General features: G+C 44.5%; 28 protein-coding genes. 11 read left to right on the top strand and 17 right to left on the bottom strand.

The genetic code is table 11. The annotated features are described in order from the left end of the window. Window positions 1-157: 157 nt before the first annotated feature. Window positions 158-1,138 (top strand): hypothetical protein, encoded by a 981-nt coding sequence (locus tag AZI86_RS14065; RefSeq protein WP_061835831.1) that lies wholly within the window; start codon window positions 158-160, stop codon window positions 1,136-1,138. Between the two features lie 74 nt (window positions 1,139-1,212). Here AZI86_RS14065 and AZI86_RS14060 read toward each other — a convergent pair whose 3' ends face one another. From AZI86_RS14060 to AZI86_RS14010, 11 genes are all read right to left on the bottom strand, one after another. Next, the gene (locus tag AZI86_RS14060; RefSeq protein ID WP_061835829.1) at window positions 1,213-1,662 is read right to left on the bottom strand and encodes a hypothetical protein; all 450 of its coding nucleotides are present in this window, start codon (window positions 1,660-1,662) and stop codon (window positions 1,213-1,215) included. A gap of 101 nt (window positions 1,663-1,763) precedes the next feature. Continuing rightward, on the bottom strand, window positions 1,764-2,333 hold the full coding sequence (locus AZI86_RS14055; RefSeq protein WP_081111944.1) for a M23 family metallopeptidase: 570 nt from the start codon (window positions 2,331-2,333) through the stop codon (window positions 1,764-1,766). Between the two features lie 117 nt (window positions 2,334-2,450). Continuing rightward, a complete protein-coding gene (glyA, locus tag AZI86_RS14050) occupies window positions 2,451-3,698 on the bottom strand; it encodes a serine hydroxymethyltransferase (RefSeq protein WP_061835828.1) in 1,248 nt (415 codons plus the stop codon). A gap of 72 nt (window positions 3,699-3,770) precedes the next feature. Beyond that, window positions 3,771-4,247: a ribose 5-phosphate isomerase B gene (gene rpiB, locus AZI86_RS14045; RefSeq protein WP_061835826.1), complete on the bottom strand. Its 477-nt coding sequence runs from the start codon at window positions 4,245-4,247 to the stop codon at window positions 3,771-3,773. Window positions 4,248-4,252: 5 nt separating this feature from the next. Then, on the bottom strand, window positions 4,253-5,527 hold the full coding sequence (fabF, locus tag AZI86_RS14040; protein ID WP_061835824.1) for a beta-ketoacyl-ACP synthase II: 1,275 nt from the start codon (window positions 5,525-5,527) through the stop codon (window positions 4,253-4,255). A 5-nt stretch (window positions 5,528-5,532) separates the two neighbouring features. Continuing rightward, window positions 5,533-5,769: an acyl carrier protein gene (acpP, locus tag AZI86_RS14035; protein ID WP_011164461.1), complete on the bottom strand. Its 237-nt coding sequence runs from the start codon at window positions 5,767-5,769 to the stop codon at window positions 5,533-5,535. 51 nt (window positions 5,770-5,820) lie between these two features. Then, complete coding sequence (fabG, locus tag AZI86_RS14030) at window positions 5,821-6,570, bottom strand: 3-oxoacyl-[acyl-carrier-protein] reductase (RefSeq protein WP_061835823.1); 750 nt, start codon at window positions 6,568-6,570, stop codon at window positions 5,821-5,823. Window positions 6,571-6,636: 66 nt separating this feature from the next. Next, window positions 6,637-7,614: an ACP S-malonyltransferase gene (fabD, locus tag AZI86_RS14025; RefSeq protein ID WP_061835822.1), complete on the bottom strand. Its 978-nt coding sequence runs from the start codon at window positions 7,612-7,614 to the stop codon at window positions 6,637-6,639. 3 nt (window positions 7,615-7,617) lie between these two features. Beyond that, window positions 7,618-8,613, bottom strand: coding sequence for a beta-ketoacyl-ACP synthase III (locus AZI86_RS14020; protein WP_061835821.1), 996 nt, complete (start codon window positions 8,611-8,613; stop codon window positions 7,618-7,620). A gap of 38 nt (window positions 8,614-8,651) precedes the next feature. Further along, window positions 8,652-8,837, bottom strand: a complete 186-nt coding sequence (gene rpmF / locus AZI86_RS14015) for a 50S ribosomal protein L32 (protein ID WP_061835820.1) — start codon at window positions 8,835-8,837, stop codon at window positions 8,652-8,654. Between the two features lie 116 nt (window positions 8,838-8,953). Next, on the bottom strand, window positions 8,954-9,508 hold the full coding sequence (locus AZI86_RS14010) for a YceD family protein (protein WP_061835819.1): 555 nt from the start codon (window positions 9,506-9,508) through the stop codon (window positions 8,954-8,956). Window positions 9,509-9,704: 196 nt separating this feature from the next. On the opposite strand from AZI86_RS14010, the gene AZI86_RS14005 reads away from it, so the two are divergent. Both AZI86_RS14005 and AZI86_RS14000 read left to right on the top strand, forming a co-directional pair. After that, window positions 9,705-10,676 (top strand): hypothetical protein, encoded by a 972-nt coding sequence (locus tag AZI86_RS14005; RefSeq protein ID WP_061835818.1) that lies wholly within the window; start codon window positions 9,705-9,707, stop codon window positions 10,674-10,676. 13 nt (window positions 10,677-10,689) lie between these two features. Beyond that, entirely contained in the window at window positions 10,690-11,232 is a 543-nt protein-coding gene (locus AZI86_RS14000) for a hypothetical protein (protein WP_061835817.1), read from the top strand. Between the two features lie 15 nt (window positions 11,233-11,247). Here the strand turns inward: AZI86_RS14000 and AZI86_RS13995 are convergent, their stop codons facing one another. The 3 genes from AZI86_RS13995 to AZI86_RS13985 are packed head-to-tail and all read right to left on the bottom strand — an operon-like array spanning window position 11,248 to window position 13,698. Beyond that, window positions 11,248-12,201, bottom strand: a complete 954-nt coding sequence (locus tag AZI86_RS13995; protein ID WP_081111942.1) for an ABC transporter substrate-binding protein — start codon at window positions 12,199-12,201, stop codon at window positions 11,248-11,250. 1 nt (window position 12,202) lies between these two features. After that, window positions 12,203-12,958, bottom strand: a complete 756-nt coding sequence (locus AZI86_RS13990) for an ABC transporter permease (RefSeq protein WP_061835816.1) — start codon at window positions 12,956-12,958, stop codon at window positions 12,203-12,205. After that, on the bottom strand, window positions 12,955-13,698 hold the full coding sequence (locus AZI86_RS13985; RefSeq protein ID WP_061835815.1) for an ABC transporter ATP-binding protein: 744 nt from the start codon (window positions 13,696-13,698) through the stop codon (window positions 12,955-12,957). Before AZI86_RS13985 ends, AZI86_RS13990 begins: the two co-directional genes overlap by 4 nt. A gap of 86 nt (window positions 13,699-13,784) precedes the next feature. On the opposite strand from AZI86_RS13985, the gene AZI86_RS13980 reads away from it, so the two are divergent. After that, the gene (locus tag AZI86_RS13980) at window positions 13,785-14,531 is read left to right on the top strand and encodes a hypothetical protein (RefSeq protein ID WP_061835814.1); all 747 of its coding nucleotides are present in this window, start codon (window positions 13,785-13,787) and stop codon (window positions 14,529-14,531) included. A gap of 16 nt (window positions 14,532-14,547) precedes the next feature. Here the strand turns inward: AZI86_RS13980 and AZI86_RS13975 are convergent, their stop codons facing one another. Then, window positions 14,548-15,159: a 2OG-Fe(II) oxygenase family protein gene (locus AZI86_RS13975; protein WP_061835813.1), complete on the bottom strand. Its 612-nt coding sequence runs from the start codon at window positions 15,157-15,159 to the stop codon at window positions 14,548-14,550. Window positions 15,160-15,357: 198 nt separating this feature from the next. Here AZI86_RS13975 and AZI86_RS13970 point away from each other — a divergent pair, with 198 nt between their 5' ends. Next, entirely contained in the window at window positions 15,358-15,720 is a 363-nt protein-coding gene (locus AZI86_RS13970; RefSeq protein ID WP_061835812.1) for a hypothetical protein, read from the top strand. A gap of 143 nt (window positions 15,721-15,863) precedes the next feature. Next, a complete protein-coding gene (locus AZI86_RS13965) occupies window positions 15,864-16,205 on the top strand; it encodes a hypothetical protein (RefSeq protein WP_061835811.1) in 342 nt (113 codons plus the stop codon). Between the two features lie 79 nt (window positions 16,206-16,284). Here the strand turns inward: AZI86_RS13965 and AZI86_RS13960 are convergent, their stop codons facing one another. Continuing rightward, a complete protein-coding gene (locus tag AZI86_RS13960) occupies window positions 16,285-16,662 on the bottom strand; it encodes a hypothetical protein (protein WP_061835810.1) in 378 nt (125 codons plus the stop codon). Window positions 16,663-16,762: 100 nt separating this feature from the next. Further along, on the bottom strand, window positions 16,763-17,299 hold the full coding sequence (locus tag AZI86_RS13955; RefSeq protein WP_081111941.1) for a tyrosine-type recombinase/integrase: 537 nt from the start codon (window positions 17,297-17,299) through the stop codon (window positions 16,763-16,765). Between the two features lie 390 nt (window positions 17,300-17,689). Between AZI86_RS13955 and AZI86_RS13950 the strand changes: the two genes are divergently transcribed. From AZI86_RS13950 to AZI86_RS13930, 5 genes are all read left to right on the top strand, one after another. After that, the gene (locus AZI86_RS13950; protein WP_061835809.1) at window positions 17,690-18,280 is read left to right on the top strand and encodes a hypothetical protein; all 591 of its coding nucleotides are present in this window, start codon (window positions 17,690-17,692) and stop codon (window positions 18,278-18,280) included. Then, window positions 18,277-20,022, top strand: coding sequence for an arginine--tRNA ligase (gene argS, locus AZI86_RS13945; RefSeq protein ID WP_061835808.1), 1,746 nt, complete (start codon window positions 18,277-18,279; stop codon window positions 20,020-20,022). The genes AZI86_RS13950 and argS overlap by 4 nt, the downstream gene beginning before the upstream one ends. Before the next feature lie 166 nt (window positions 20,023-20,188). Then, window positions 20,189-21,304: a Glu/Leu/Phe/Val family dehydrogenase gene (locus AZI86_RS13940; RefSeq protein WP_061835807.1), complete on the top strand. Its 1,116-nt coding sequence runs from the start codon at window positions 20,189-20,191 to the stop codon at window positions 21,302-21,304. Between the two features lie 186 nt (window positions 21,305-21,490). Continuing rightward, window positions 21,491-21,967: a VOC family protein gene (locus AZI86_RS13935; protein WP_172798016.1), complete on the top strand. Its 477-nt coding sequence runs from the start codon at window positions 21,491-21,493 to the stop codon at window positions 21,965-21,967. Between the two features lie 173 nt (window positions 21,968-22,140). After that, window positions 22,141-22,941: a tetratricopeptide repeat protein gene (locus AZI86_RS13930; RefSeq protein WP_061835805.1), complete on the top strand. Its 801-nt coding sequence runs from the start codon at window positions 22,141-22,143 to the stop codon at window positions 22,939-22,941. Window position 22,942 lies beyond the last annotated feature (1 nt).

Below are 22,942 nucleotides of genomic sequence, written 5' to 3'. Positions count from 1 at the left end.
CAAAGTCGTGGCACCTTACTTGCTCATTACGTCCAGGCAGGCCCAAATTGGGACTACTGAATGTAAATGACTCATGGTCTCAAAAAAGCGAGCCGTGATTATGAAATTTTGAATTTAATTTTGGGGATTTTTTAAACAAAAAACGAAAGGGAAAACAGTGAAACAACAAGTTCTATTATCACTGATTTTGGCGGGGTCTTTGGTTACTACAGCGGCACACGCGCAAGAAGAAAACCAAAACGCAAACACAAGCACAGTAAAAGTATCAGACGTGCAAAAGTCTGAAGAAAAAGTTGGGGGCGACCTTGACGAAGAGATCACGAACGCAAAAATGCGTGCGGAATCTGGTTCTAAATCTCTTTGGTCTGTCTCTGCTGACCTAGTTTATAACGGTGGCAGCCTTGAAGATCCAATGGGTAAAGTACGTCCTAACTACGCCGGCGTAGCAAGCAAAGATTCAAGCACAGTATTCGCAGCAGACGTTGCAGTTGCTTATCGTTTGTCTAAGCGTGATTCAGTTCGTTTGGGTACGGGCGTGTCTATCTTGACTCCGCTTCATAACTCTATCGAAGAAACTACAAACCAAAACAGCGCAAGAAAAGCCTACGTATCGAATCCATACGCTTCTTGGTCACGTTCTTTCCGCGCAATGGGCTTGCAACAAAACGTAAGTGCTTCTGGCAGCTGGGAAACTCGTCCCGCGTACACTGAAGCAAACTATGTTGCTTCTACAAGCTTCGGTTGGACTATCTTGGGTGAAATCCCAAATACAAACTGGCAACCAGGTATCGCAGTCACTCTTGACTACGGTTTCTTCGGTGACGGCCCTAACTCTGATGACACACTTTCTAATGTAGAAGGTGGCCGTACAGACTACACTTTGGGTGTATACCCATTCGTAGAGTATGCATTCAACGATACTTATTCTTTCAGAACGGTATTCCGTCCAGCGACTTTCGATCACTATCGTGACGATGCTGCTGACTCTTTCTATCACAATATGTGGACTCAATCAGTAGGTCTTGGTATCGCGGTTGCTCGTGATTTCTACTTGTACCCGAACTTCCAATTCGCTCCTGAGTACATGAAAGCGGACACTACCAACGTAGGTGTTAACGCGACTATCAACGTATTCTAATTTCTTACGAAATTAAGAAACGAAAAAGCCCACGCAAAAACGTGGGCTTTTTTATTTTTAAATTCAGAGCGATCTTACTTAGATCTTTTCAAGTTCGCGCGGATATCATAAAAGATCGCGCCATCAGAAACTCTAGACCAAACTTCGTGGTATTCGCCGGTCGCGGCGTTAAGATCGGTGCTAACTTTAATATTATCTCCGGCCAGCTCTTCAGTTTTAATTCCGTTCTCACTCCAAGAGCCTGCCATTTCGCCTTCTAAAAGAAGCTCAGAGCCATTTTTTTGCCACATCAAGGGGTCAGAGTGCATGGTTAAAACATCGCATTGCAATTGGCCTTTATGGCGGCGCACGTGAGTTTGGTTTTCTTCAAAGCGGATCGTCAATAAGCAAGGTATAGAAGAGCCGTCATAAGTCCAAGACCCGTAACCTTGCCACAGGCCTGTGACGTCCGCCTGAGCCGCGGTGAAAGCTGTCGAAAGGGCGACAGCGCAACCAATCAAAGTCTGACGAAATGATAAAAGCATAAAAGCCTCCTTAAAGCGGTGTACTTTTTCGTACTACTTAAAAAGGCTAAGTGAGGACATTGAGGCTGTCATGAGTTTTAAAACCGACGACGAGGCTAGTTTTAACGTCCCGCCGTTGAGATCTGTGGAAGCAACGGAAGTGGGTCAATGGGCCCACGGTTTTTACGAACTTCAAAGTGCAAATGGACGCCCGTCGCGCGGCCGGTGCGGCCCATGGCGCCGATCACTTCGCCTTGGCGAACTTTCTGTCCTTCAGCAACAAGGATTTTATCAAAGTGGGCATATAAAGTGGCAAAGCCATTTCCGGATTCAATCAAAACCATTTTGCCGTAACCACGAAACTCGCGACCCGCATAGATGACGGTACCGGCTTGCGAAGCTAAAATCGGCGTTCCTTTCGGAGCCGCTAAGTCGATGCCCAAATGAGGACGGCGTTTTTTAGGTAAAAACCCACGCGTCATGCGCGCCCGGTCTACCGGCCAATCAAAGGTCATCATTTCTTCTTGGATCACGGCGGGGTTGCTGTCATAAGCGACAGAACGTTTTGCGGTGGCTCCCGTCGAGGTGTATTCACGCGAAAGGGGAGTATGATAGGTCGCACAGGAACCTAAAATCCCTACTAAAAAAATACTTCCGGCAATGCGTGCAAACGTTGTCCATCCTGCTGTCATGCTTTGATTATACTTAATAAGCCCTCGAATCCAAAGTGTTAAATTCAAATCGAGGGCTTAAAAATACGACATATTAGAGACGAATTCTGGTCTTACTTTTGGCCAGAATTCGTCTGCTTAATACAGAGGAAAGCCTTTACATAATTGTTTTACGTCCTCGTGGATTTTGCCTTTTAAAGCAGCATCTTCAGGGTTCGTTAGAACTTGTGAAATCCATTTGGCAATTTGCTTCATTTCTGTCGGACCCATCCCGCGAGTTGTCAATGCAGGTGTCCCAATACGTACACCGCTTGTCACAAATGGCGAACGCTTTTCATTGGGAACGGTGTTTTTATTCACGGTGATGCCGGCTTCATCAAGGGAAGTCTCAGCAAGTTTGCCAGTGATTTCGCGATCACTTAAATCAACCAAAATCAAATGGTTGTCGGTACCACCCGTGACAAGTTTAAATCCCAAAGACAGCATCTCTTCTGCTAAAACCTTGGCATTCTTAATCACGTTTTCGCTGTATTTTTTAAATTCCGGTTTTAAAGCCTCGCCGAAAGCCACGGCCTTGCCCGCGATCACGTGTTCAAGAGGTCCCCCTTGAATGCCCGGGAAAATGCGCGAGTTCATGACTTTGGCTTTTTCCTCTGAATTTGTCAGAATCATCCCGCCACGAGGACCACGTAATGTTTTGTGAGTGGTTGTGGTGATGTAATCGGCTAAGCCCGCCGGTGACGGATGATGTCCCGTCGCAACAAGGCCCGCAAAGTGAGCCATGTCGACAAGCAGTTGCGCGCCGACTTCATCCGCGATTTCTTTAAACTTGGCAAAATCCAAAGTGCGCGGGTAAGCGCTGTAGCCAGCAATAATTAGCGAAGGCTTGGTTTCTTTGGCCGTGGCGCGGATGGTGTCGTAATTAATGCGACCTGTTTCTGTATCCAGTTTATAAGAAGCCGCTTTAAATAGCATGCCGCTAAAATTCACTGGCGAGCCGTGAGTTAAATGTCCCCCGTGAGAAAGGTCCATACCCAAGATAGTGTCGCCCGCTTTGCAAGCTGCGAGGTAGACGGCCATATTTGCTTGCGAACCAGAATGGGGCTGAACGTTGGCGTAATGAACATTGAATAGTTTTTTAGCGCGTTCAATGGCCAAGGTTTCAACCGTGTCTACGTTCACGCAGCCGCCGTAATAACGTTTGTTCGGGTAACCTTCGGCGTATTTGTTTGTTAAAATGGAACCTTGAGCTTCCATCACCGCACGTGATGTGTAGTTTTCAGAAGCGATCATTTCTAGACCGTATTGTTGTCTCTGGGACTCTTTTTGAATCGCGGTGAAAATTTCAGAATCGACTTCGGATAACGGTAAAGACGTAGAATGCATAAATACTCCTAAGCGTGGATGCTTGGTGCGGGTTCTTAGAAGTATTCCTTTAAATGTTTAAAAAGCGAAGTCTCAACAACCAGTGTCGTTTGAAAGTTTATTCACTCTATTCTGATGGCGGCCGCCTTCGAATTTTGTTTCAAGAAATACTTTAAGTATTTTTAAAGCCGCATCAGGCGGAACAAATCTTTGTCCCAGGCACAGGATGTTGGCGTTGTTGTGTTGGCGAGACAGTCTGGCGATGTCTTCATTCCAGCAAAGTGCTGCACGAACATTCGAAAAGCGATTTGCTCTGATGGCCATACCTTGGCCCGAGCCACAGATAAGAAGACCTAGAGCTTTTCCGTCTAAAGGGTCAATGATGTTGTGTTTTTTATTGGAAAGTTCTTCTTCCGTGATCTTTTCACAGACTTTATTGGCGTAATCAGGATAATCGGTCGAGTCAGGGGAGTGAGTGCCCATGTCTTGCCAGTCGATGTCTGGCAGAGCTGCCATCACTTTAAGTTTTAATTCCAACCCAGCGTGATCGCAACCGACATAGATTCTCATTCTTTTTATCCCTTAATATATTTTGAAAAGATCATACTGGCGTTTGTGCCGCCGAAACCGAAACTGTTGTTTAAAACGTTATCGATTTTTCCTTCACGCATTTTGTGAGGAACATAGTCCAAGTCACAATCTTCACTTGGATTTTCTAAGTTGATTGTTGGCGGAACTTTTTGATCGCGAATTGCCATCACGCAAAATGCCGATTCGATTGCTCCGGCCGCACCCAAAGCGTGACCTGTCATTGATTTCGTACTAGAAACCCAGACTTTTTTCGCGGCATCACCCATAAGGCGTTTGATGGCCATTGATTCAAGTCCGTCACCCACCGGCGTGCTTGTTCCGTGAGCATTGATATAATTAATTTCTGAAGCTTGAAGACCAGAGTCTTTCAACGCCATGGCCATCGCTTGATATCCGCCGGCACCTTCGGGCGCAGGAGATGTCATGTGATAGGCATCGGAAGAAACACCATAACCTGTGACTTCGCATAAGATTTTAGCGCCACGCTTTTCAGCATGTTCTAAAGATTCTAAGACAAGAACCGCAGCCCCTTCACCTAAGACAAAACCATCACGGTCTTTATCCCAAGGACGGCTGGCTTTTTCGGGAGCCTCGTTGCGAGTTGAAAGGGCGCGCATCGCTGCAAAACCACCCACGGCAAGTCCGCAGATCGTGCTTTCAGCACCTCCAGCTAACATCACATCCGTGTCGCCATCGCGAATATAGCGAACAGCATCACCGATCGAGTGAACACCCGAAGCGCAAGCCGATGTAACAGAATAATTGGGGCCTTTAAGTCCTAAAGAAATAGTGACTTGTCCTGCTGCCAAGTTGGTGATGACAGAAGGGATGAAGAACGGGCTGATACGACCAGGTCCACGCTCTTTCATTTTGATCGAGGTCTCTTCGATATTTGAAAGACCGCCGATACCAACGCCGATAATAACTCCCGTTTGGTTTTTCACTTCATCGGTCAGCTCCAATTTGGCCATATCAATAGCCATTTTTGAAGCTGCGATGGAATAGTGAATGAACTCGTCCATCTTCTTTTGCTCTTTTTTCTCGATGTATTGATCGGCTTGAAAGCCTTTCACTTCACCAGCAAAAGTCACATCAAATCCTGTCGTGTCAAATTTCGTGATCTTCGCGATCCCGGATTTTCCAGCTAGGGCATTTTGCCAGCTCTCCTCGATAGAATTACCAAGGGGAGTGACGGCGCCCACGCCAGTGACAACAACTCTTCTTTGAGGTTTAGACGGACGTTCAAAGCGGGAGGTCATAAAGCCTACGCTTTACCTTTTTTTTCTAGGTAAGAAGCAACGTCTTGAACAGTTTTAAGCTTTTCAGCGTCTTCGTCTGGGATTTCAAGATCGAACTCTTCTTCCATAGCCATGACTAGCTCAACGATATCAAGGCTGTCTGCGCCTAGATCGTCGATGAAAGAAGCTTCCGCTTTAACTTTATCTGGATCTACGCCAAGTTGTTCAACGATAATATCTTTAACTTTTGGGTGAATTGCCATGTGGCCTCCTAATTCATTCATCATAATTCAAATCTCCTGCAATTTTAAAAACTAATTCATATGCATACCACCGTTCACATCTAGCGTGTGACCAGTGATATATTTAGATTCATCACTCAATAAAAATCTTACGGCCTGCGCAACATCCTGTCCTTCGCCGATTTTAGCTAATGGAATGCGCTCCATCATTTTAGCCTTCACGTCTTCTGAAAGCACCTCGGTCATCTCTGTGCCGATAAAGCCAGGTGCCACGTTATTCACGCGCACGTTGCGAGAAGCCAGTTCTAAAGCCACTGACTTTGCAAACGCAATAGTCCCAGCTTTCGAAGCCGCGTAGTTTGCTTGTCCCGCATTTCCAGTTTCACCGATAATAGAAGTAATATTAACAATCGAACCTTTGCGCGCTTTCATCATAGGTTTGGTGAAAGCTTTGGTAACCAAGAAGGTCCCGCGCAAGTTGGTGTTGATCACAGAATCAAAATCTTCGGCTTTCATGCGAATTAAAAGTTGATCCTTAGTGATCCCGGCATTATTCACAACACCGTCAATGTCAGGCCATTTTTCTAAGATATGATCCACGGCTTCGTTTACGGAAGCTTCGTTGGCAATATCCATCTTAATATAAAAATGACCTTCGCCACTGAGTTGGTGAGCGACCTGTTGAGCGGATTCTTCGCGAGACGAGTAAGTAAACGCCACTTGAGCACCTTCATCGGCCAGCAACTTCACAATAGAAGCACCAATGCCACGGCTTCCGCCAGTGACTACGATCTTTTTGCCTTGAAGAGACTTATTTGCCATTAGGGTTCCTTACTGTTTCCTTTTCAGCACACTGTGGCTGAACTTGAATTAAAGCTCAAGAAATTTTCAATGACTCGAAGCCTTCAAAAAATCTTCAATGGTTTTAATATCTTCCATGCTAGTTGTTGTGAAGACTTTGAAAAATTCACCGTCGATCTTTTTAAGCAAGCCCTGAACGACTTTCCCGGCGCCACACTCAATAATTTGCGAATGACCTTGGCTCTTTAAAACTTCCATACTTTGCGTCCAACGCACCGGAGCAGAAACCTGACGAATCAAGTTTTCACGCAAAACAGAACCGTCGGTTTCAAGTTTGGCGTGGAAGTTTTGAACAATAGGGAAGGCAGCCGTTTTAAACTCCATCGCGGTCAAGACTTCGCGCATTTTGTCTTCTGCAGGCTTCATCATTTCACAGTGAAATGGAGCGGAAACCGACAGAGGAATCATTTTTGCGCGTTTCGGAGCATCCGCTCCCCAGACAGCTTCAGGTTTAAAGTTATCTTTCATCCAGTTGATCGCATTTTGTGATCCAGAGATCACAATTTGACCCGGAGAATTGAAGTTAGCTGCAGACAACGGACCCGCGCCAGAATTTTTAACAACCCATTGGCAAAGCGTTTCTACTTGATCCGGTTCAAGTCCTAACATCGCCACCATTCCGCCTTTACCGACAGGAACAGCTGATTGCATGGCTTGGCCACGCGTGCGTACGGCGCGCATGGATTCATCAAAGCGAGTTACGCCTGCGGCGACTAATGCTGCATATTCACCAATCGAGTGACCGGCTGCTGATTGAACCTTGATATTGAATTCTTTATTCAGAACTCTTTGCGTCGCTGTAGAAACAAGCAACAGTGCAGGTTGAGTATTTTCCGTCAAGGCAAGATCAGCTTCGCTGCCTTCAAAGCACAGCTTTTTCATATCTTGTTTTAAGGCCTCAGATCCTTCTTCGAAAGTTTCTTTGGCGATACCAAAATTATCGAATAAAAACCGGCCCATGCCAGGTTGTTGGCTGCCTTGTCCAGGGAATGCGAGTGTAAACATATTTTAATACCTCATTAAAAGGCTGCCGGAAGTTAAACCAGCACCAAAGGCCGTCAGCAAAATAGTCTGACCACGTTTGATTTTTCCAGTTTTAACAGCCCAATCGAAGGCAAGTGGAATCGAAGCTGCAGAGGTGTTGCCAGTCTCTTGCACATAAACAATCACGCGTTCCATGGGGAAATCGAATTGTCCCGCGACGGCTTCAATGATTCGTTTATTGGCTTGGTGTGGAACAACCCAGTCCACTTGGTCCATAGATAAATTATTTGCCGCTAAGGCCTCTTCACAGCATTGAGCCATTGTGCGGACAGCATTTTTGAAAATCTCACGGCCCTTCATGGTCATGTAATTCAAACCTTTTTCAACGGCTTCATGAGATTGCGGAATACGGCTTCCACCCGCTGGTAAAGTCAAAAGCTCCGTCAGATCGCCATCGGCATGAAGGTGTGAGCTTTCAATAATTTGAGTGTCGCCCGGATTGGCGCGAGTAACAATCCATGCTCCGGCGCCATCGCCAAAAAGGATGCATGTTTCGCGATCTTTGTAGTTCATGTAACGGCTTAAAACTTCAGCCCCACATACAAGGATATTTTTATACATGCCAGTGCGAATGAATTGATCGGCGATAGAAAGACCGTACAAAAAGCCCGAACAAGCGGCATTGACGTCAAAAGCAAAAACCTTCCGAGCGCCCAATTTACTTTGTAAGTAACAAGCGGTGGAAGGCATTGGGTGATCCCCTGTGACGGTTCCCACGATAATCATATCAATGTCGTTAACGGTGATTTTAGCATCTTCAATGGCTCTTAAAGATGCTTGTAAACAGAGGTCTGAGGTGGCTTGGTCGGGAGCGGCGATATGGCGACGCTCAATACCTGTTCGTTCTACGATCCATGAATCGGAAGTCTCGACCATCTTTTCCAAGTCAAAGTTCGAAAGAACTTTTTCTGGAAGATACGAGCCAATCCCTGCAACTCGAGAGCGAAACATCCCTGCCATAGCCTCAACCTGTCTGTTAGATGTATTCAAGCAGCAGCTTATTTCGCTGCGCTGATTTGTTTGCCTTTGTAGTAAAGAGCGCCGTCTGCACCTTTAGATGCGCGGTGTGGACGAACTAATTCGCCAGTCTTTTTTTCTACAGCAACAGCTGGGGCAGTCAAGCCGTCGTGTGAACGGCGCATATCACGTTTAGAACGAGATGTTTTCTTCTTAGGAGTTGGCATTTCAAACCTCTTTATAGCAATTTGCAGGGACGTTTTTTAGTGACTTTCGTCTTCTGCAGAGTTCAATTTTAATCAAAGCACGTAAAATTAACTAAAGTCTGATAAAAATCAACACTTTAATTGATTTTTAAATTCTTAAGAGCCGCAAAAGGACTCTCTGGCTTTTCCAGCGGAATATCTTTATTCACGCTAAAGCCCTGTCCGCCTTCGGGATTTTCATAAATTCGGCACTCAACGCTGCCATCTTGTGGATGTGCCACATTAAAAGGCGCAGCAAGAGCGATCACTTCATGTAAGTATTCCCCAAGATCAAACTCGGTTCCCTCGTATTCGGTCATTTCTGGACCATCCACAGGAAGATCGCTCACGTGATTGACGTGGCTATAGCGGCTATTGCGAGGTTGATCCATTTTTGGAAGTAAGAATTCATGGAATTTGGCGTTCACTTGGAACTGAAAGTCCGCCCCACAGCGAGAGCAAATCTCAGGAGTTTGGGTTTTAATCCAACCCTTCATCTCAAAATCACGGCTATTGAGTGGGCGAATAGTAAATTCTGTGGTGTAAGCCGCGCCTTTAATAAGATCGTCTAAACAAGGAGTTAGCTCTTTTTCAGAGCGGTCAAACTTGTATTCGCGCCCTTGTTCGGGGATTTCATTTAAATTGATTTTCATAGTTTTACCCTTGGGAAAAGACCGTCATGTCTATCCGATTTGGGGCACCAGGTCAAGGGGTGGAAACAGGTGTTCATGAATTGGTCGCCTGTGCAGCCTTATTGGCTTCAGAGGGTATTTGAAGCTCTCAAAACCGTTTTAAAGGGGGGAGGGAGGGTTCGATCTTTGCCTAAAATTATTAAGGTGGAGAAGACTCATGTTTAACGGTTTAAGAAAATCAAAGTTTTTGGCTTTAGGAATGGCCTTAAGCTTTTTTGGGATGGATATGGCTCACGGCCTAGCGCCGCGCTGTCAGTCTATCTTTGCAACTTCGACCGTTCGAGAAGCCTTGCGAGATCCATCGGTCCAGCAGCATGTGAATTGGTTTAATAAAAGCCAAGCACGCAGTTTTGAAAAGCGACTGGTAAAACTGGCTCGCTATGAAAACTTGTCTGAAGTTCAAATTGCAAAACTCAGTCGCCAGATTGTGTCTTTATCAGAGGCCCATTCGCTGCAAATAAAAAATCTTTTAACATTAAACATTCATGCCGCCCGCAGAGCGCAAGTATTAGGGGAAGTTTCTTCGCGCGCCTTTTTAAAAGATCTAAAATCTTTGTTAGAGTCAAATGGACTATTAAGAGATCCTTCGCGTGTTGAAAAATATCTTCAAACATTTTCTGAGCCTTCAAATTTGCGATCTGTGTCTATGTGGGGTGGCGCACACATGGCGATGAATATCGCAAGTCTTGCTACTTTGGGGCGTCCTGTATTTCTGCCCACCTATTTACCGGGCCTTAAAAGGAAATTTACCGCTGAAGAAATTCAGCGCCTGACTTTAGACCCCCAAAGTCTTCCCAAGGATGTGCTAAAAAAAGTGGATTCGAATCTTGCTTACACTGTGGGCGTAAAGGTTTTTAACGCCGCTCTGGTCATCATATTTATAGAGTATCTGTTTTTTCAGATGCCGGAAGAATTAAATAAAGCAAAGGTCGAGGGCTTAAGCAGTCAACTGGATGCAACGAATCTGGCACTGGTGGATATCCTAACTGAGGCCAACAACGAACTCATCATACAGCATGAAGAGCGACTGCGAGATCCCACGTTGACTGAAAGCGAAAAGGATCTTTCGTTAAATGAAATTAAAACACTTAAAGAACAAAATATCGAATTTAAGGAAATGATTAACTAAAAAGGAATAAACCATGAAAATGAGAAAAAGCGTTTTATCCGCATTGATCCTTTGCATGACCATGCAAGCCGCGGCCCCCGCATTTGCAAAATCAGAAGGCCCGAGAGATCTTTCGCGAATCTTTAGCGGGCTTTCTGATGAGCAAACAGCTGAATCATTAAGTACATTAACCCTAGACGAAAAGAATGCGCTCTTATCCACTTTAGAAAAGATGCTTGAAGAGGATGCGATCCGCCTGGCTTATGCACAGGAGAACTTAAAAGAAGAGGAAAAAGTCTATATTCCTTTGGCGGCGGGAACGACGATCGCCCTAGGTACTAGTGTGCTCAGTTACTTACTATCACGTTTAATTCAGGGGCATAGTTATCGCGCTGGCGAAATCGCTGTTAACGTGAGTCTGGCGGCGTTTCTTGTGGCGGTAACCGTCGGTTCGTTTGCTAAGCATGAACGCAAAGGCTACGTTGTCACCCGCGATCAGGTTGATAAGCTTTTAAAGAAAATTAATAAGCAAAGACTTCTGGTGGCCGCGGTTAAAGAGAAATTATCTGTTCTTTAATATTTTGTTACTAACTTAGCGGAAGTAGCTCTCCGCTGAGTTAGGTTTGTTTTTAATGAGCTTCAGTTCAAAAATCTGCTGAGATAAAGCTTCCCAACGTTCTTTGGTCATCGATCCCAAAGCTTCATTCTTTGTCGTTATGATCAAATCTTTTTGCAGACTCGCGCCTTTTTGAAAGGTTTCAAAATCCAAAGCTTTGTTGATTTGCGCCATATGTTTGTTTGTCGCCTCAGGACTGTTTAAGTAGGCTTGCCACCCATTGCGAGTGCCTTGAATTAATTTTTTAACTAACTCGGGCTTTTCTTTAAGTGTTTTTTCAGTTGTGGCAAGGATCACCAGGTACGGATTAAAACCTTCGTCGGCGATAATAAAGTTTTTGGTCTTTGCGCCTGCTCTTTCAGCTGATACCGGCTCGGTACTTATGAATCCTTGCTGAGAAAATGTCTTATCGTTCACGAAGTTGCCGACGCCGCCCAGGTAAGGAACGATCTTCGCTTTGGGTTTGCCCCATTTGTTCAGTAAAAATTTGTAATAGGGAAGGCCCGACTGCATTGAAAGAATACCTTCGGACGTCCACACATCTTTAAGGCTTTTAAAATTACGTTCCGCGTGAGTCATAATGATGTATGGAGATTTTTGGTAGGTCGCAAATAAGGCAATGACCTTGTTATTTTTGTTTCTATCTTGAGAAATGATGATTTCATCAGCACTGACGATGGCAAAATCAAGTTTTCCGCTCGCAAGCATTTGTATGGTCGGAGTTCCGCTGCCGCCTTCTTGAATTTTTACATCCAACCCTTGATCTCTGTAATGGTTTAAAATCTGACCTGCGTAAAAGCCACCGAACTCGGGCTCGGCTTTCCAATTAAGAGCAAGAGTGACAGGTGTGAAAGTGGGCACAGCTGCTTTAGCGAAATTTAATAATCCACACGAAAGAAGAACCGCGAAAATGACGTTTAAAAATTTCATCTTATATTTCCTCTGTAAAAGTCCATGGACGCAACTTGAGCAATGACGCTCTTATTAAAGCCAATGAGCCCATTAAAATAAGTCCCATTAAAGATAATAGCAATAAAGCCGCAAAGACAATGTCCACGCGCTGTTGGGTGCGTGCTGAATCAATCAACGCCCCTAATCCGCCCCCAGCCACAAACTCTCCGGCAACAGCACCAATGATGGCTAGGCCTGCTGAAACTTTAAGTCCGGCGTAAATTGAATTAAATGCCGAAGGCAGTTTTAGATGCCACAGGCTTTCCCAGGGTGTGGCTTTATAGATAGAAAACAGATCTCTTTGCGAAGGCTGCGTGCTTTCTAGACCTAAAAGTGTATTTGCGATCATGGGAAAAATAGAAACAATAAAGCTTGAAGCAATCACGGTGGACGCGCCGAAACCAAAATAAATCACCAAGAGCGGAGCAATCGCAATAATAGGAACCGTTTGAAAGAAAATCGCAAAAGGTAAAATGGCTCGCCGTAAGATATCAGACAATGAAAACACGCACGCAATAAAGATGCCGGCAATAACGCTAAGAATGAATCCAATCAGAACATTAAGAAAGCTTTCAAGAAACGCAGATTGAAAGTCCGTGTGCATTTCTTTTAAAACCTCGACTATCTGGCTAGGTGCGGGGATCAGGCTTGAATTAAAAATTCCGGTTTGGACTAAAATCTCTAAACTTGCGGTGATCACAATAAAAAAGACAAACGCCGGAAGATGTTTTTTCATGCGCGAAACCTTTCGGAAAGGTCTTGCACGATATGAATCATCTTTTCTGAGGTGCGCAGTTTTTCATCGCGTTTTTCCGGTAGATCGAGCTTTATTTGGTTAATGGATCCTGATTTTTTCATCAAGACCACGCGTTGGGAAAGATAAGCGGCTTCAAACAACGAGTGAGTGACAAAAACGATGGTCATTTTTTCGGTCTGCCACAACTCTAAAAGTTGATTTTGCATTTCAAAACGCGTGACTTCATCTAAAGCCGCAAAAGGCTCATCCATCAAAAGAAGCTTTGGCGAAGTCGCTATAGCACGTGCCAGTGACACGCGCATCTTCATGCCGCCAGAAAGTTCATGGGGAAATAAGTGCGCAGCCTTTTCTAAATGAACTTTGGCTAAAGCATTTCGTGAGATCTCCTGAATTTGTGTAACAGAATATTTATCTTTTAATGATCCCACTTGAAACGGAAGTGCCACATTTTCTGTGACAGTTTTCCAAGGTAACAAGTTGGCATCTTGAAACACATAGCTCGTGGATTGTTTCAAAGGGTCTGGGATATGGATCTGCCCGCTGGTTGGCGAATCAAGACCCGCGAGCATGCGCAATACGGTGGTTTTTCCGCAACCTGATGACCCAAGAAGAGTCACGAATTCACCCGTGTCAATTTCAAGATCCAAGCTTTGAAACAGTTTTTCAGAAGCAAAAGCTTTTGAAACATCTCGAATGTGAATGGCGGTGTTTGTCTTCAAGCGGAAATCCTTTTATTTACGATAGGCCCAAAGAAATATTGTTTCAAGGCATTGCTTATTTTGCCGCGCCTTGAGAGGCTTTTAATATGAACACAAATAAAATTATTTTTACCGTCGTCAGCCTTATTCTTTGTTCTTGCTCTCACAACCTTAAATTTGCTAACAACCATTTTGCGGTGCCGGTCACGGCCGAAAATACTTGGGGCGGACATGTTTCGGTGGCAGCGACGGGCGTGACAAATGTCACCGTCATTAATGACTTCACCTCAAACCCTCCGCGTCGCGATAAAGTGCTAATTAATGAAAACATAGATACCAGTGATCTGACGTTTGTAAATAATCTGGGTATGAATGGCAGTTTAGGAATCATTCCCAGTTTAGAAGCTTTTTACAGTGTTGGAACTTGGGGTTTGCGTTGGCAGTTCTTAAACCATGGCCTGACACCGGATCAATGGGTGGCGGCAGGGCAATTAGGCTATGGCACGAATGAACAATCCACCAATGTTTCTGGAAACGCGGGTTATGATTCAGCCAAATCCGAAATCACGACGAAGCAGGCCGCATTAAGCGTGGGTTATCGCTTGGCAGAGATCGTTCCTTATCTTTCGTATGTGTACAATGTCCATGAAGTGAAAACCAATGTGCGCGATGCTGGTACGACCTTTGGGCCTTATGAAGATAAGGGTGTTCATCAGTCGATCTCTTTAGGGTTGACCTCTTGCAAACGGGGAGTCGATTTCGGAGCCGAAGCATCTATGACCAAAATAAACTGGGACAGGTCTGATGAATCGGGTCAATTCAGTGTAGGTGGAAAAATAGGCTACGCTTGGTAGCCTTCTTTAAGGGCTTTTAAACCCATCCGTAATTAAAGCTGATGCTAATACGCTCTTTGTCGGCTTGGTTGGCCGGGACCTCATGGCGAAGCCAAGATTCAAAAAGCACCACGTGACCTTCCTGAGGCTGCAAGGAGTGATGCCTTTGATTTGCCACCTTGGCGTTATGTTTGCGCGGTGGCGAGGCCATAAAGCTGTCTAAACGCGGATCTTCAAACTTAATCGCCGAAGAGTTTTTCGGTGTTTGCACATAATAGGTCCCGCTGATCACCGACAAGGGATGTAAATGCATCGTGTGGATCACGTTGGTCGGCATCACGTTCACCCAGCATGACGTCATTTTAAGTTCTTTGGGATCAATATCCATCTCAAGATGTTTTACAAACTTGCGAACGTGCTTGTTGATTTCTTTTTCTAAAATCTCAAAGGTCGTGGACGCTTGATTTAACTGCGCGATAGATCCGTAGGACGTGTAACCACCGGGATAATTCTTAGCGGACCAGGCTTGGCCTTCTTCGTCGATGCGCGCGTATGTCAGAGCCTCTTTTTTAAGATCGCTATTGAGGCTTTTATCTTTGCTGGCTAATGGAGCGAAATAAACAGACGTCGGAAAAAGAGATTGAATCATAATTTTTTAGTTCCCAATTTTTATGGGCCCGACACTATTCCAAAAACCCTCATCCCATCAAGGTGGAAACTTAAACAAACGGGCATAGGCCTTGCTAATTGCTTATCTGATCGTTTTTAAACCCCTTTAGGGCCTTTTAAGCTGATTTTCTTGTAGGAATTGCAAGATCAATGACGAAGACGGGCCCTTGGAGATGATATGAAAAAGTTCGTGCTAACCGCTTTGACCTTTATTTTGGCGGCCTCTTCGACGGCTTTGGCTGTTGAGATTTTAGAAGGTAAAACGGGATCTAACGGCAAGTGTTCTATTCGTATGGAGCTAGATCAAGATCTTATCTCTTTTGCGGGTGATGGTGTGGCTTACGGTTTCCTGGTTGATGCTAAGTCCTTTTCTGAATCTGTAAAAAAAGGTCAGCGCCTGATCACCGTGACGGGGTCGGATGGTCCCGTTTCAGCTCGCCTTACTTTGAATTTTTCAGATAAGGGTGTTTTGGAATCAGCGAATTACTCACAACGCACTTTCGTTCTTTCTAAAAGAATAAAATGCACTGAGCTTGAATAGCTTTAGTCTCACTTTGAGAATTGCCTACCATTAGTTAGACACTTGTCAGGACTTTGCGTAAGTAGGCGCTTTCAGTTCAAATAGGCCTGCTTTGGGGTGGCATCACCCTTGCTTTATAGCCTTGTATAGCCAAGGAGTGAAGTATGAAAAAGCAAGTTGTAATCGCCGTAATGACTCTGATCCCTGCAGTGAGTTTTGCTAAAATTTCGGATTTCGATGCCATGATCAACGATAATGTTAAGGCTCAATCTGAACTTCATACTTCCGTAAAAACAAATTTAAAAGATGCCAAAGAAGAGACTCAAGAAGCTCGCCTTAAAGACCCACGTGAACGCATCGTGGTTGTTGAAAATTCGGGAACTTCTTATAACGCTCCGACGAAGAAGGACATGCTTGCGTTTAAAAAAGAACGTCGCATGCACCGTGCTTCAGAAGAAAAACAATTTGATCGCTTGGCGAATGAAATTCGCAATGGTGATGAATAATTTTTGATTAAGCTTTAAGTACCATACCCACAAAAACCCAAACGCCCTAGCCCAGATGTCCACTCCGTCTGGGCTTTTTTCATTTCTTTTTACATTGCATCAGTTCAATGTCAGCGACGGCTTCATATTCAACATCGCCCGCGGGTGAAAGATCGCGCTTGTCTAGTTTAAGGATTAAAAAAGCTTGGCCACCGCAGGCTTTGTAGCCAAGACGATAATCTGCTCTGGCGCCGAGCCAGTGATTTAAGCCAGCTTGCAAAGCTTCTTTATTAATTTCAGCCGGAGCTTGTAACAACTGAACATGGTCTAAATGAAATTGCGAAAAACCACGCAACTCGCCCAAGTATTGAACGCGCGCGTTGACTTGAATTTCGACGGTTTCTTTTTTACGAACGAAGTAAGCAGAGGCCTCAAAACTAGTTCCTAAAATCAAAGCGACAAGTAAGATGTTTTTCATGCGTTCTCCTAAGGCTTAAGGGCCGTATAATATACGACCCCGCTTATAATTTCGCCTGTAATGATTCTGACGATGTGACGTTATTGGGCCCTTAAAAGGCCTATAAAATGAGTTTGCGCAGTTCTTGTTGGGAATAGACGTAGTTAGCGTAAACCATGGTGTTGGCGATATTTCGATGCCCCAAGGCCACTTGAACCAAGCGAATGTCTTTGGTCTTTTGATAAAGCTCGATCGCAAAGGTGTGGCGAAGGGAGTGAAATTTCTTGGGGACCGGGCGATACATTTCCCAGACTTGGTAAAGGCGATTGTAGGAAATATCGAAGACTTTATTTCCGCCTTCTTTTTCGGCGAATCTATGAAGTCGTTCAAAAACTTGGGAATGAATGGGAATTTCCCGGTCATTGGAGTTCTTTAAGCCTCTAATAAAGATGGATTCATCGTAGGTGTTCAAATCACTGCGTTGAATGTTTAAAACCTCTTGAGCCCGGGCTCCGGTGCGCAAGGCGACTGATAAAAGCAAACAGTTGCGTGGATCTTTCAACTCAAAATCTGTGAGAATTTTTCGCAATCTTTCTGATTCGGGTGGCAGCAAATATTTGTTCTTATTGAGCTGATACTGAGGTGAGCGAGAAGCCATGATTTATGATGTGGGGTCCAGATCCAGATGACAAGAGACTTTGTTCATAAACAATAATCTGTTGCATCAAAACAGGTGATAGGTAAAAATATTCTGTTTAGTCGTGGTCTAGGTGTTCATATTGCATCGCATCAAGAGCAAAGAGTCAGAAATATCAAACACTAAATGTCAATAATTACATATACTTAACACTAAAGCTTATGACTATAAGCTTTAGTCGAATTCGAAAAAGGGGGTATCAGGGGTGCCTAGAGCGAATTCTTTTGGGGTTTCAATGACTTAGCTTGACTTCAAAAACCCTTCCGAACAACCATATATGTATTCTACAACGTAAAACATTGTAAATAACAACATAAATGTTGTGAAAAGCAATAGTCCAGAGGGGTTTGAATGGAGTTTGAAAGCGTAGGTCCCGACCAAGAAGGGCTTGAAAAGGTGCCGTCAAACGAGGGGTTTTTGGAAGGGGATATGGAGGCCCGCTCAAAGACGTCTTTAAGGATGCATTATGAAGCCCAGGTTCAAGTCATCCAGAATCAGATCGGAAATTTAGAAGAAATTCGGGGTTCTTTAGGTCTTTCTCAAAGGAAAATGGCGCAGCTTTTATTGGTTGATCCATCGACTTGGACTCGCTGGACTAAAAATGGAGATGAAGCTCCCCCACATATTTGGCGCGCTTTGCAGTGGTATTCGGCTTTAAAAGAAAAAATCCCCGGTTTAACGCCGCAATACTTTATTGGATCTAACCCGCAAGCCTTGCATCAAAAAGCACTGCGCGAATTAGATATGGAACGCCAAGAAAGACAGCAGAATTTGAACGTTTTAGCTCTGAAATTAGATCATTTGTCATCCGAACGCGATTCTTTGCGTGAGGAACTCTTAAGAATGAAAAAAGACCTGAAATTTTACCGGAATGCGATTATATTCACTCTTTCCCTGGGGATTTCTTGGGGAATTCTGTTCATGTTTTGGAAAGGCCTATGATTAAACACGACGCACTTCGAGTTTTAGCTACAAATTTGATCGCCGAGGCGATTAAAAACATCGGCGCGACACTTTCAGAGGATGAAATCTATAAGGCCTTAGTGAATCCTCCGCAGTCCCACTTAGGTGATCTGGCTTTTGGCTGTTTTATCTTGGCTAAAAATCTTAAAAAAGGCCCTCCGCAAGTGGCTGGCGAAATTGCTGCGAACTTCCCATCTTCTCCTTATATAGAGAAAGCGCAAGCGGCCGGTCCTTATCTAAATATCACTTTCACGCCGCAAGCTCATGGTGAATTGGTAGTTAAGACTATTCTTGATGGGTCTTATTTCAAAAAAGCATTGGTGGAAAAAGCTCCAAAAACGATGATCGAATACTCTCAACCCAACACCCACAAAGAACTTCATGTGGGCCATATGAGAAACCTGTGCCTGGGGGATGCGATCGTTAGAATGCTTAGATATTCCGGACGCGACATTGTTTCTTCGACGTTTCCGGGTGATATGGGAACGCACGTGGCGAAATGCCTTTGGTATATGAAAAAGCACAACCAAGAACCCGTTCCTGAGACCGGAAAAGGGGAGTGGTTGGGAAGAATGTATTCTAAAGCCAATTTGCTTTTAGAAGATCAAAATGGAACTCCTCAAGAAGAGATCAATCGCCAAGAGTTGACCGCGATTTTAAAGCAGCTCGAGTCTGAAAAAGGTCCTTATTATGATCTTTGGAAAGAGACTCGCGAGTGGTCGATTGATTTGATGAAAAAGGTCTATAAGTGGGCCGATGTTGAATTTGATGAATGGTATTTTGAATCCGAAATGGATGCTCCTTCAACAGCATGGGTGAAACAACTTTATGCTGAAGGAAAGCTTGAGATGTCCGAAGGCGCGATCGGGAAGAATTTAGAATCTGAGAATCTGGGATTCTGTTTACTTTTAAAATCCGATGGAACCGGTCTTTACGCGACTAAGGATTTACTTCTAGCCAAGCACAAATTCGAAGATAAGCAGATCGAAAAGTCGGTTTACATCGTCGACATGCGCCAAGCTTTACATTTCAAACAAGTCTTTCGCGTCTTAGAAATCTTAGGTTTTGAACAAGCCAAGAATTGCTTCCACCTGCAGTACAATTATGTCGAACTTCCTGATGGTGCGATGAGTTCGCGCAAAGGAAATATCGTCCCCCTTTCAGATCTTGTGCATAAGATGGAAGATCACGTTAAAACCAATTACTTAAGCCGTTACAAAGATGAATGGTCTAAAGAAGATATTGAAACGGTCGCCAGCCAAGTCGCGAAAGGTGCGATCTTTTACGGCATGCTTCGTATGGATACGAACAAAAAAATCGTTTTTGATATGAACGAGTGGCTCAAACTTGATGGCGAGTCTGGACCTTTCGTTCAATACTCCCATGCGCGCATTGCCAGCTTGGGTCGCAAGTTTGCGAGATCATCGAAAGCTCCGAATTGGGCGCTTTTAACTCATTCGTCAGAGCGTCAGATGATGCAGTCTATGGGTGGATTGAATACCGCGATAGCTCAAGCGGCAGAAAACTTTAAGCCGGCCGCGATTTGCGGATATCTTTATGATATGGCCAAAAACTTTAACGTCTTTTATCACGAGTGCCCGATCGGAACGGAAAAAGACACGGAAGTAAGAGAAGCTCGCCTGGCATTGGCCGAGGCTGTCGGCAAAACACTTAAAGAAGGTCTTGCTGTCTTGGGAATCCCAGCGCCGGAAAAGATGTAGTCTGAGTTGGTTTTTATTTAAAGAGGGGAGTGCTTAGGTCTCCCCTCTTTTTTTGCTCTTTTTGAATGCATTTTATACCCCGCGGCTTATTCAACGCATTAAGCCTAGTATTTTTACTCCAGGGAGCCCATTATTTCTCGGCAATCTAATTTAAAGGAGCCTAATAGTGGGAACTTTCGAGGTTATTTCTCAGCACGGAGACCATGAACAAGTCGTTTTCTGTAACGATCCACACGTCGGTCTAAAAGCTATCATCGCGATTCATAATACATCTTTGGGACCTGCTTTGGGCGGAACTCGTATGTGGAACTATAAAAACGAAGACGAAGCTCTTGTCGACGTTTTGCGTTTATCTAAAGGGATGACATATAAAGCCGCCGCAGCGGGTTTAAACTTGGGTGGCGGTAAAGCTGTCATCATCGGCGATGCGAAAACTCAAAAATCAGAAGGTCTTTTTAGAGCTTTTGGTCAATTCGTAAACTCTTTAAATGGTAAATACATCACGGCGGAAGACGTGGGTACCAACGTTCAAGATATGGAACACATCTACATGGAAACTCCATGGGTGACAGGTATTCCTAAAGACTTCGGTGGCTCGGGGGATCCATCTCCCTACACAGCCCATGGTGTTTTAATGGGGATTAAGGCGTCGGCTCAAGAAAAATTCGGCACAGCGGCTTTAAAGGGCATGCGTATTTCTGTTCAAGGCCTAGGAAATGTCGGTTCGAATCTAGTTCGTTATTTAAACGAAGAAGGTGCGATCGTGACTGTTGCGGACATCGATATGAATCGCACAAAAAAAGTGGCTGAGCAATTCGGCGCTAAAGCGGTTTCTCCAGAGGAAATTTTAACTGTAGAGTCGGATATTTTCGCTCCTTGTGCATTGGGTGCAGTGGTGAATGATCAAACGATCTCTAAATTTAAAACTAAAGTTATCGCGGGTGGCGCGAATAACGTCCTTGCGGAAGCTCGTCACGGCGATCATTTAAAAGAGTTGGGCATTTTGTATGCTCCGGATTACGTGATCAATGCCGGTGGTTTGATGAACGTGTTTGTGGAGCTTGAAGGTTACTCTCCAGAACGTGCTTTTGAAAAAACAAAACGCGTTTTTGATAACATCCTTAAGGTTTACGAAATCGCCAAACGCGACAATATCGGCACCCACACGGCGGCAGACCGTTTGGCCGAAGAGCGCATCAACACCATTGGTCGCCTAAAACAACGCCATCCGGGCAAATCTTCTCGCGCGTTCACCACGCTTAAAGAAGTTCACAATCGATAGTCGGGCCGGCAGGCCGCAGTGCCGAAGCGCCTTCGGGCGCGCAGGCTGAAGCAGCACCTATCAACTTAAAAACCCTGGAGAACTCCAGGGTTTTTTTATGCTGTAGATCAGAACAATCTCATTTGCTGTGAACTCTAATCTTAAGTTAACTTTTTAAGATAGCCCAAAGAGGAGTTCCTTATGTCTATTGCTAAAAACACCATTTGTATCTGGTATGATAAAGACGCTGAAGCGGCGGCTCGATTTTACTGTGAAGTCTTTCCTAATAGTGCCGTCACGGCCGTGCATCGGGCCCCGGGGGACTATCCCTCAGGAAAAAAAGGAGATGTGCTTACGGTGGAGTTCACCGTGTGTGGGATTCCTTGCCTAGGACTTAATGGAGGCAATGCTTTTAAGCAGACGGAAGCCTTCTCGTTTCAAATTGCCACGGACAATCAAGAAGAAACAGACCGATATTGGAACGCCATCGTTGGTAATGGCGGTAAAGAAAGTGATTGCGGATGGTGTAAAGACAAGTGGGGTGTTTCGTGGCAAATCACGCCGAAGACACTTACGGAAGCCATGGCGGCTGGCGGAGCTGAAGCTCAGAGAGTCTTTGCAGCTATGATGACCATGCAAAAAATTGATGTGGCAAAAATCGATGCGGCTAGAAAGGGCTCTTAGAAGCGGAGTGGGAATAACGCGATTCGTTGCCGGCGTCGGCAGCTTTGCGCGTTATTACCGAGAGTTGTTTCATTTTTAACAGCTCTGGTTTCTTGACATAAGGCGGGGCCTTTAGAACAATCTTTGGGTTGTAAGTATTGAATAAGATTTAAGTTCAACAGCGAGGAAGCACTTTGACGACAAAGCTAACAAAAGAAGACGTGAAATCACCAGATCAAGTAACGAAAACCCTGCGCCAAGGTTTTATTTGGACGACCACTCATTCAAACATGGTTATTGGTGCCGTGGCTCTTTTTGTTGTGGTGGGCGTTGGTATTTCGATTTTCGGTTATTTCAGCAATAAAAAAGAAATGACTCAGCAAGAAAAATACTTCGTTTTAGAGAAAAACTACACCGAAGTAAAGCGCGGTTTTGATGAAGCGGCTCGTGCTGAACTTTTAGCGGCACAAAGCAAAGATAAAAAAGCTCCAACACCAACAGGTAAAAAAGCCTCTGGTGATATGCAAACAGATTATGGAACGGTGATTGCGGGTTTTGAAGCTTTCTTAAACGAAGACTCTTCCAGTAAAGCCGCGCAAATGGCGGCTTTGAATTTGAGCGACATCTATTTGACCTACAAAAAAAATGACGAAGCCTTAGGGGTTTTGCAAAAAGTTGAAAAAGGTCTAGATAAAGACGACGCTTTGACGTCGTTAGTATGGATGCAAATGGGCAATGTTCTTGCCAATAAAAATGATTGCAATGGCGCTGTTGAAAAATGGGAAAATATCACCAAAGTGAAATCTTTGGCATTCGCTCATGATGAAGCAAAATTGCGCATGGGTCTTTGTTTTGAATCTATGAATGATTTGGCGAAGGCTGAAACAATCTATACTGAGCTAAGCGGTAAACAAGACCCCGCAACGACGAACTTTGCCGCTTCTCGTGAGGCGCAAAAGTATTTACGTCTGTTAAAAGCTAAAAAGAATCTGTAGT

It is taken from the genome of Bdellovibrio bacteriovorus, from assembly GCF_001592735.1.
In the GTDB taxonomy this organism is placed as follows: domain Bacteria; phylum Bdellovibrionota; class Bdellovibrionia; order Bdellovibrionales; family Bdellovibrionaceae; genus Bdellovibrio; species Bdellovibrio bacteriovorus_D.
The sequence above is the reverse complement of the archived record's forward strand: the minus strand, read 5'-3'. Positions and strand labels throughout refer to the sequence as shown.

Bases quoted from the DNA above. Each gene is read 5' to 3' on its own strand.
- AZI86_RS14060 (WP_061835829.1), bottom strand. From the start codon at position 1,662: ATGCTTTTATCATTTCGTCAGACTTTGATTGGTTGCGCTGTCGCCCTT.
- AZI86_RS14055 (WP_081111944.1), bottom strand. From the start codon at position 2,333: ATGACAGCAGGATGGACAACGTTTGCACGCATTGCCGGAAGTATTTTT.
- glyA (WP_061835828.1), bottom strand. From the start codon at position 3,698: ATGCATTCTACGTCTTTACCGTTATCCGAAGTCGATTCTGAAATTTTC.
- rpiB (WP_061835826.1), bottom strand. From the start codon at position 4,247: ATGAGAATCTATGTCGGTTGCGATCACGCTGGGTTGGAATTAAAACTT.
- fabF (WP_061835824.1), bottom strand. From the start codon at position 5,527: ATGACCTCCCGCTTTGAACGTCCGTCTAAACCTCAAAGAAGAGTTGTT.
- acpP (WP_011164461.1), bottom strand. From the start codon at position 5,769: ATGGCAATTCACCCAAAAGTTAAAGATATTATCGTTGAACAACTTGGC.
- fabG (WP_061835823.1), bottom strand. From the start codon at position 6,570: ATGGCAAATAAGTCTCTTCAAGGCAAAAAGATCGTAGTCACTGGCGGA.
- fabD (WP_061835822.1), bottom strand. From the start codon at position 7,614: ATGTTTACACTCGCATTCCCTGGACAAGGCAGCCAACAACCTGGCATG.
- AZI86_RS14020 (WP_061835821.1), bottom strand. From the start codon at position 8,613: ATGGCAGGGATGTTTCGCTCTCGAGTTGCAGGGATTGGCTCGTATCTT.
- rpmF (WP_061835820.1), bottom strand. From the start codon at position 8,837: ATGCCAACTCCTAAGAAGAAAACATCTCGTTCTAAACGTGATATGCGC.
- AZI86_RS14010 (WP_061835819.1), bottom strand. From the start codon at position 9,508: ATGAAAATCAATTTAAATGAAATCCCCGAACAAGGGCGCGAATACAAG.
- AZI86_RS14005 (WP_061835818.1), top strand. From the start codon at position 9,705: ATGTTTAACGGTTTAAGAAAATCAAAGTTTTTGGCTTTAGGAATGGCC.
- AZI86_RS14000 (WP_061835817.1), top strand. From the start codon at position 10,690: ATGAAAATGAGAAAAAGCGTTTTATCCGCATTGATCCTTTGCATGACC.
- AZI86_RS13995 (WP_081111942.1), bottom strand. From the start codon at position 12,201: ATGAAATTTTTAAACGTCATTTTCGCGGTTCTTCTTTCGTGTGGATTA.
- AZI86_RS13990 (WP_061835816.1), bottom strand. From the start codon at position 12,958: ATGAAAAAACATCTTCCGGCGTTTGTCTTTTTTATTGTGATCACCGCA.
- AZI86_RS13980 (WP_061835814.1), top strand. From the start codon at position 13,785: ATGAACACAAATAAAATTATTTTTACCGTCGTCAGCCTTATTCTTTGT.
- AZI86_RS13975 (WP_061835813.1), bottom strand. From the start codon at position 15,159: ATGATTCAATCTCTTTTTCCGACGTCTGTTTATTTCGCTCCATTAGCC.
- AZI86_RS13970 (WP_061835812.1), top strand. From the start codon at position 15,358: ATGAAAAAGTTCGTGCTAACCGCTTTGACCTTTATTTTGGCGGCCTCT.
- AZI86_RS13965 (WP_061835811.1), top strand. From the start codon at position 15,864: ATGAAAAAGCAAGTTGTAATCGCCGTAATGACTCTGATCCCTGCAGTG.
- AZI86_RS13960 (WP_061835810.1), bottom strand. From the start codon at position 16,662: ATGAAAAACATCTTACTTGTCGCTTTGATTTTAGGAACTAGTTTTGAG.
- AZI86_RS13955 (WP_081111941.1), bottom strand. From the start codon at position 17,299: ATGGCTTCTCGCTCACCTCAGTATCAGCTCAATAAGAACAAATATTTG.
- AZI86_RS13950 (WP_061835809.1), top strand. From the start codon at position 17,690: ATGGAGTTTGAAAGCGTAGGTCCCGACCAAGAAGGGCTTGAAAAGGTG.
- argS (WP_061835808.1), top strand. From the start codon at position 18,277: ATGATTAAACACGACGCACTTCGAGTTTTAGCTACAAATTTGATCGCC.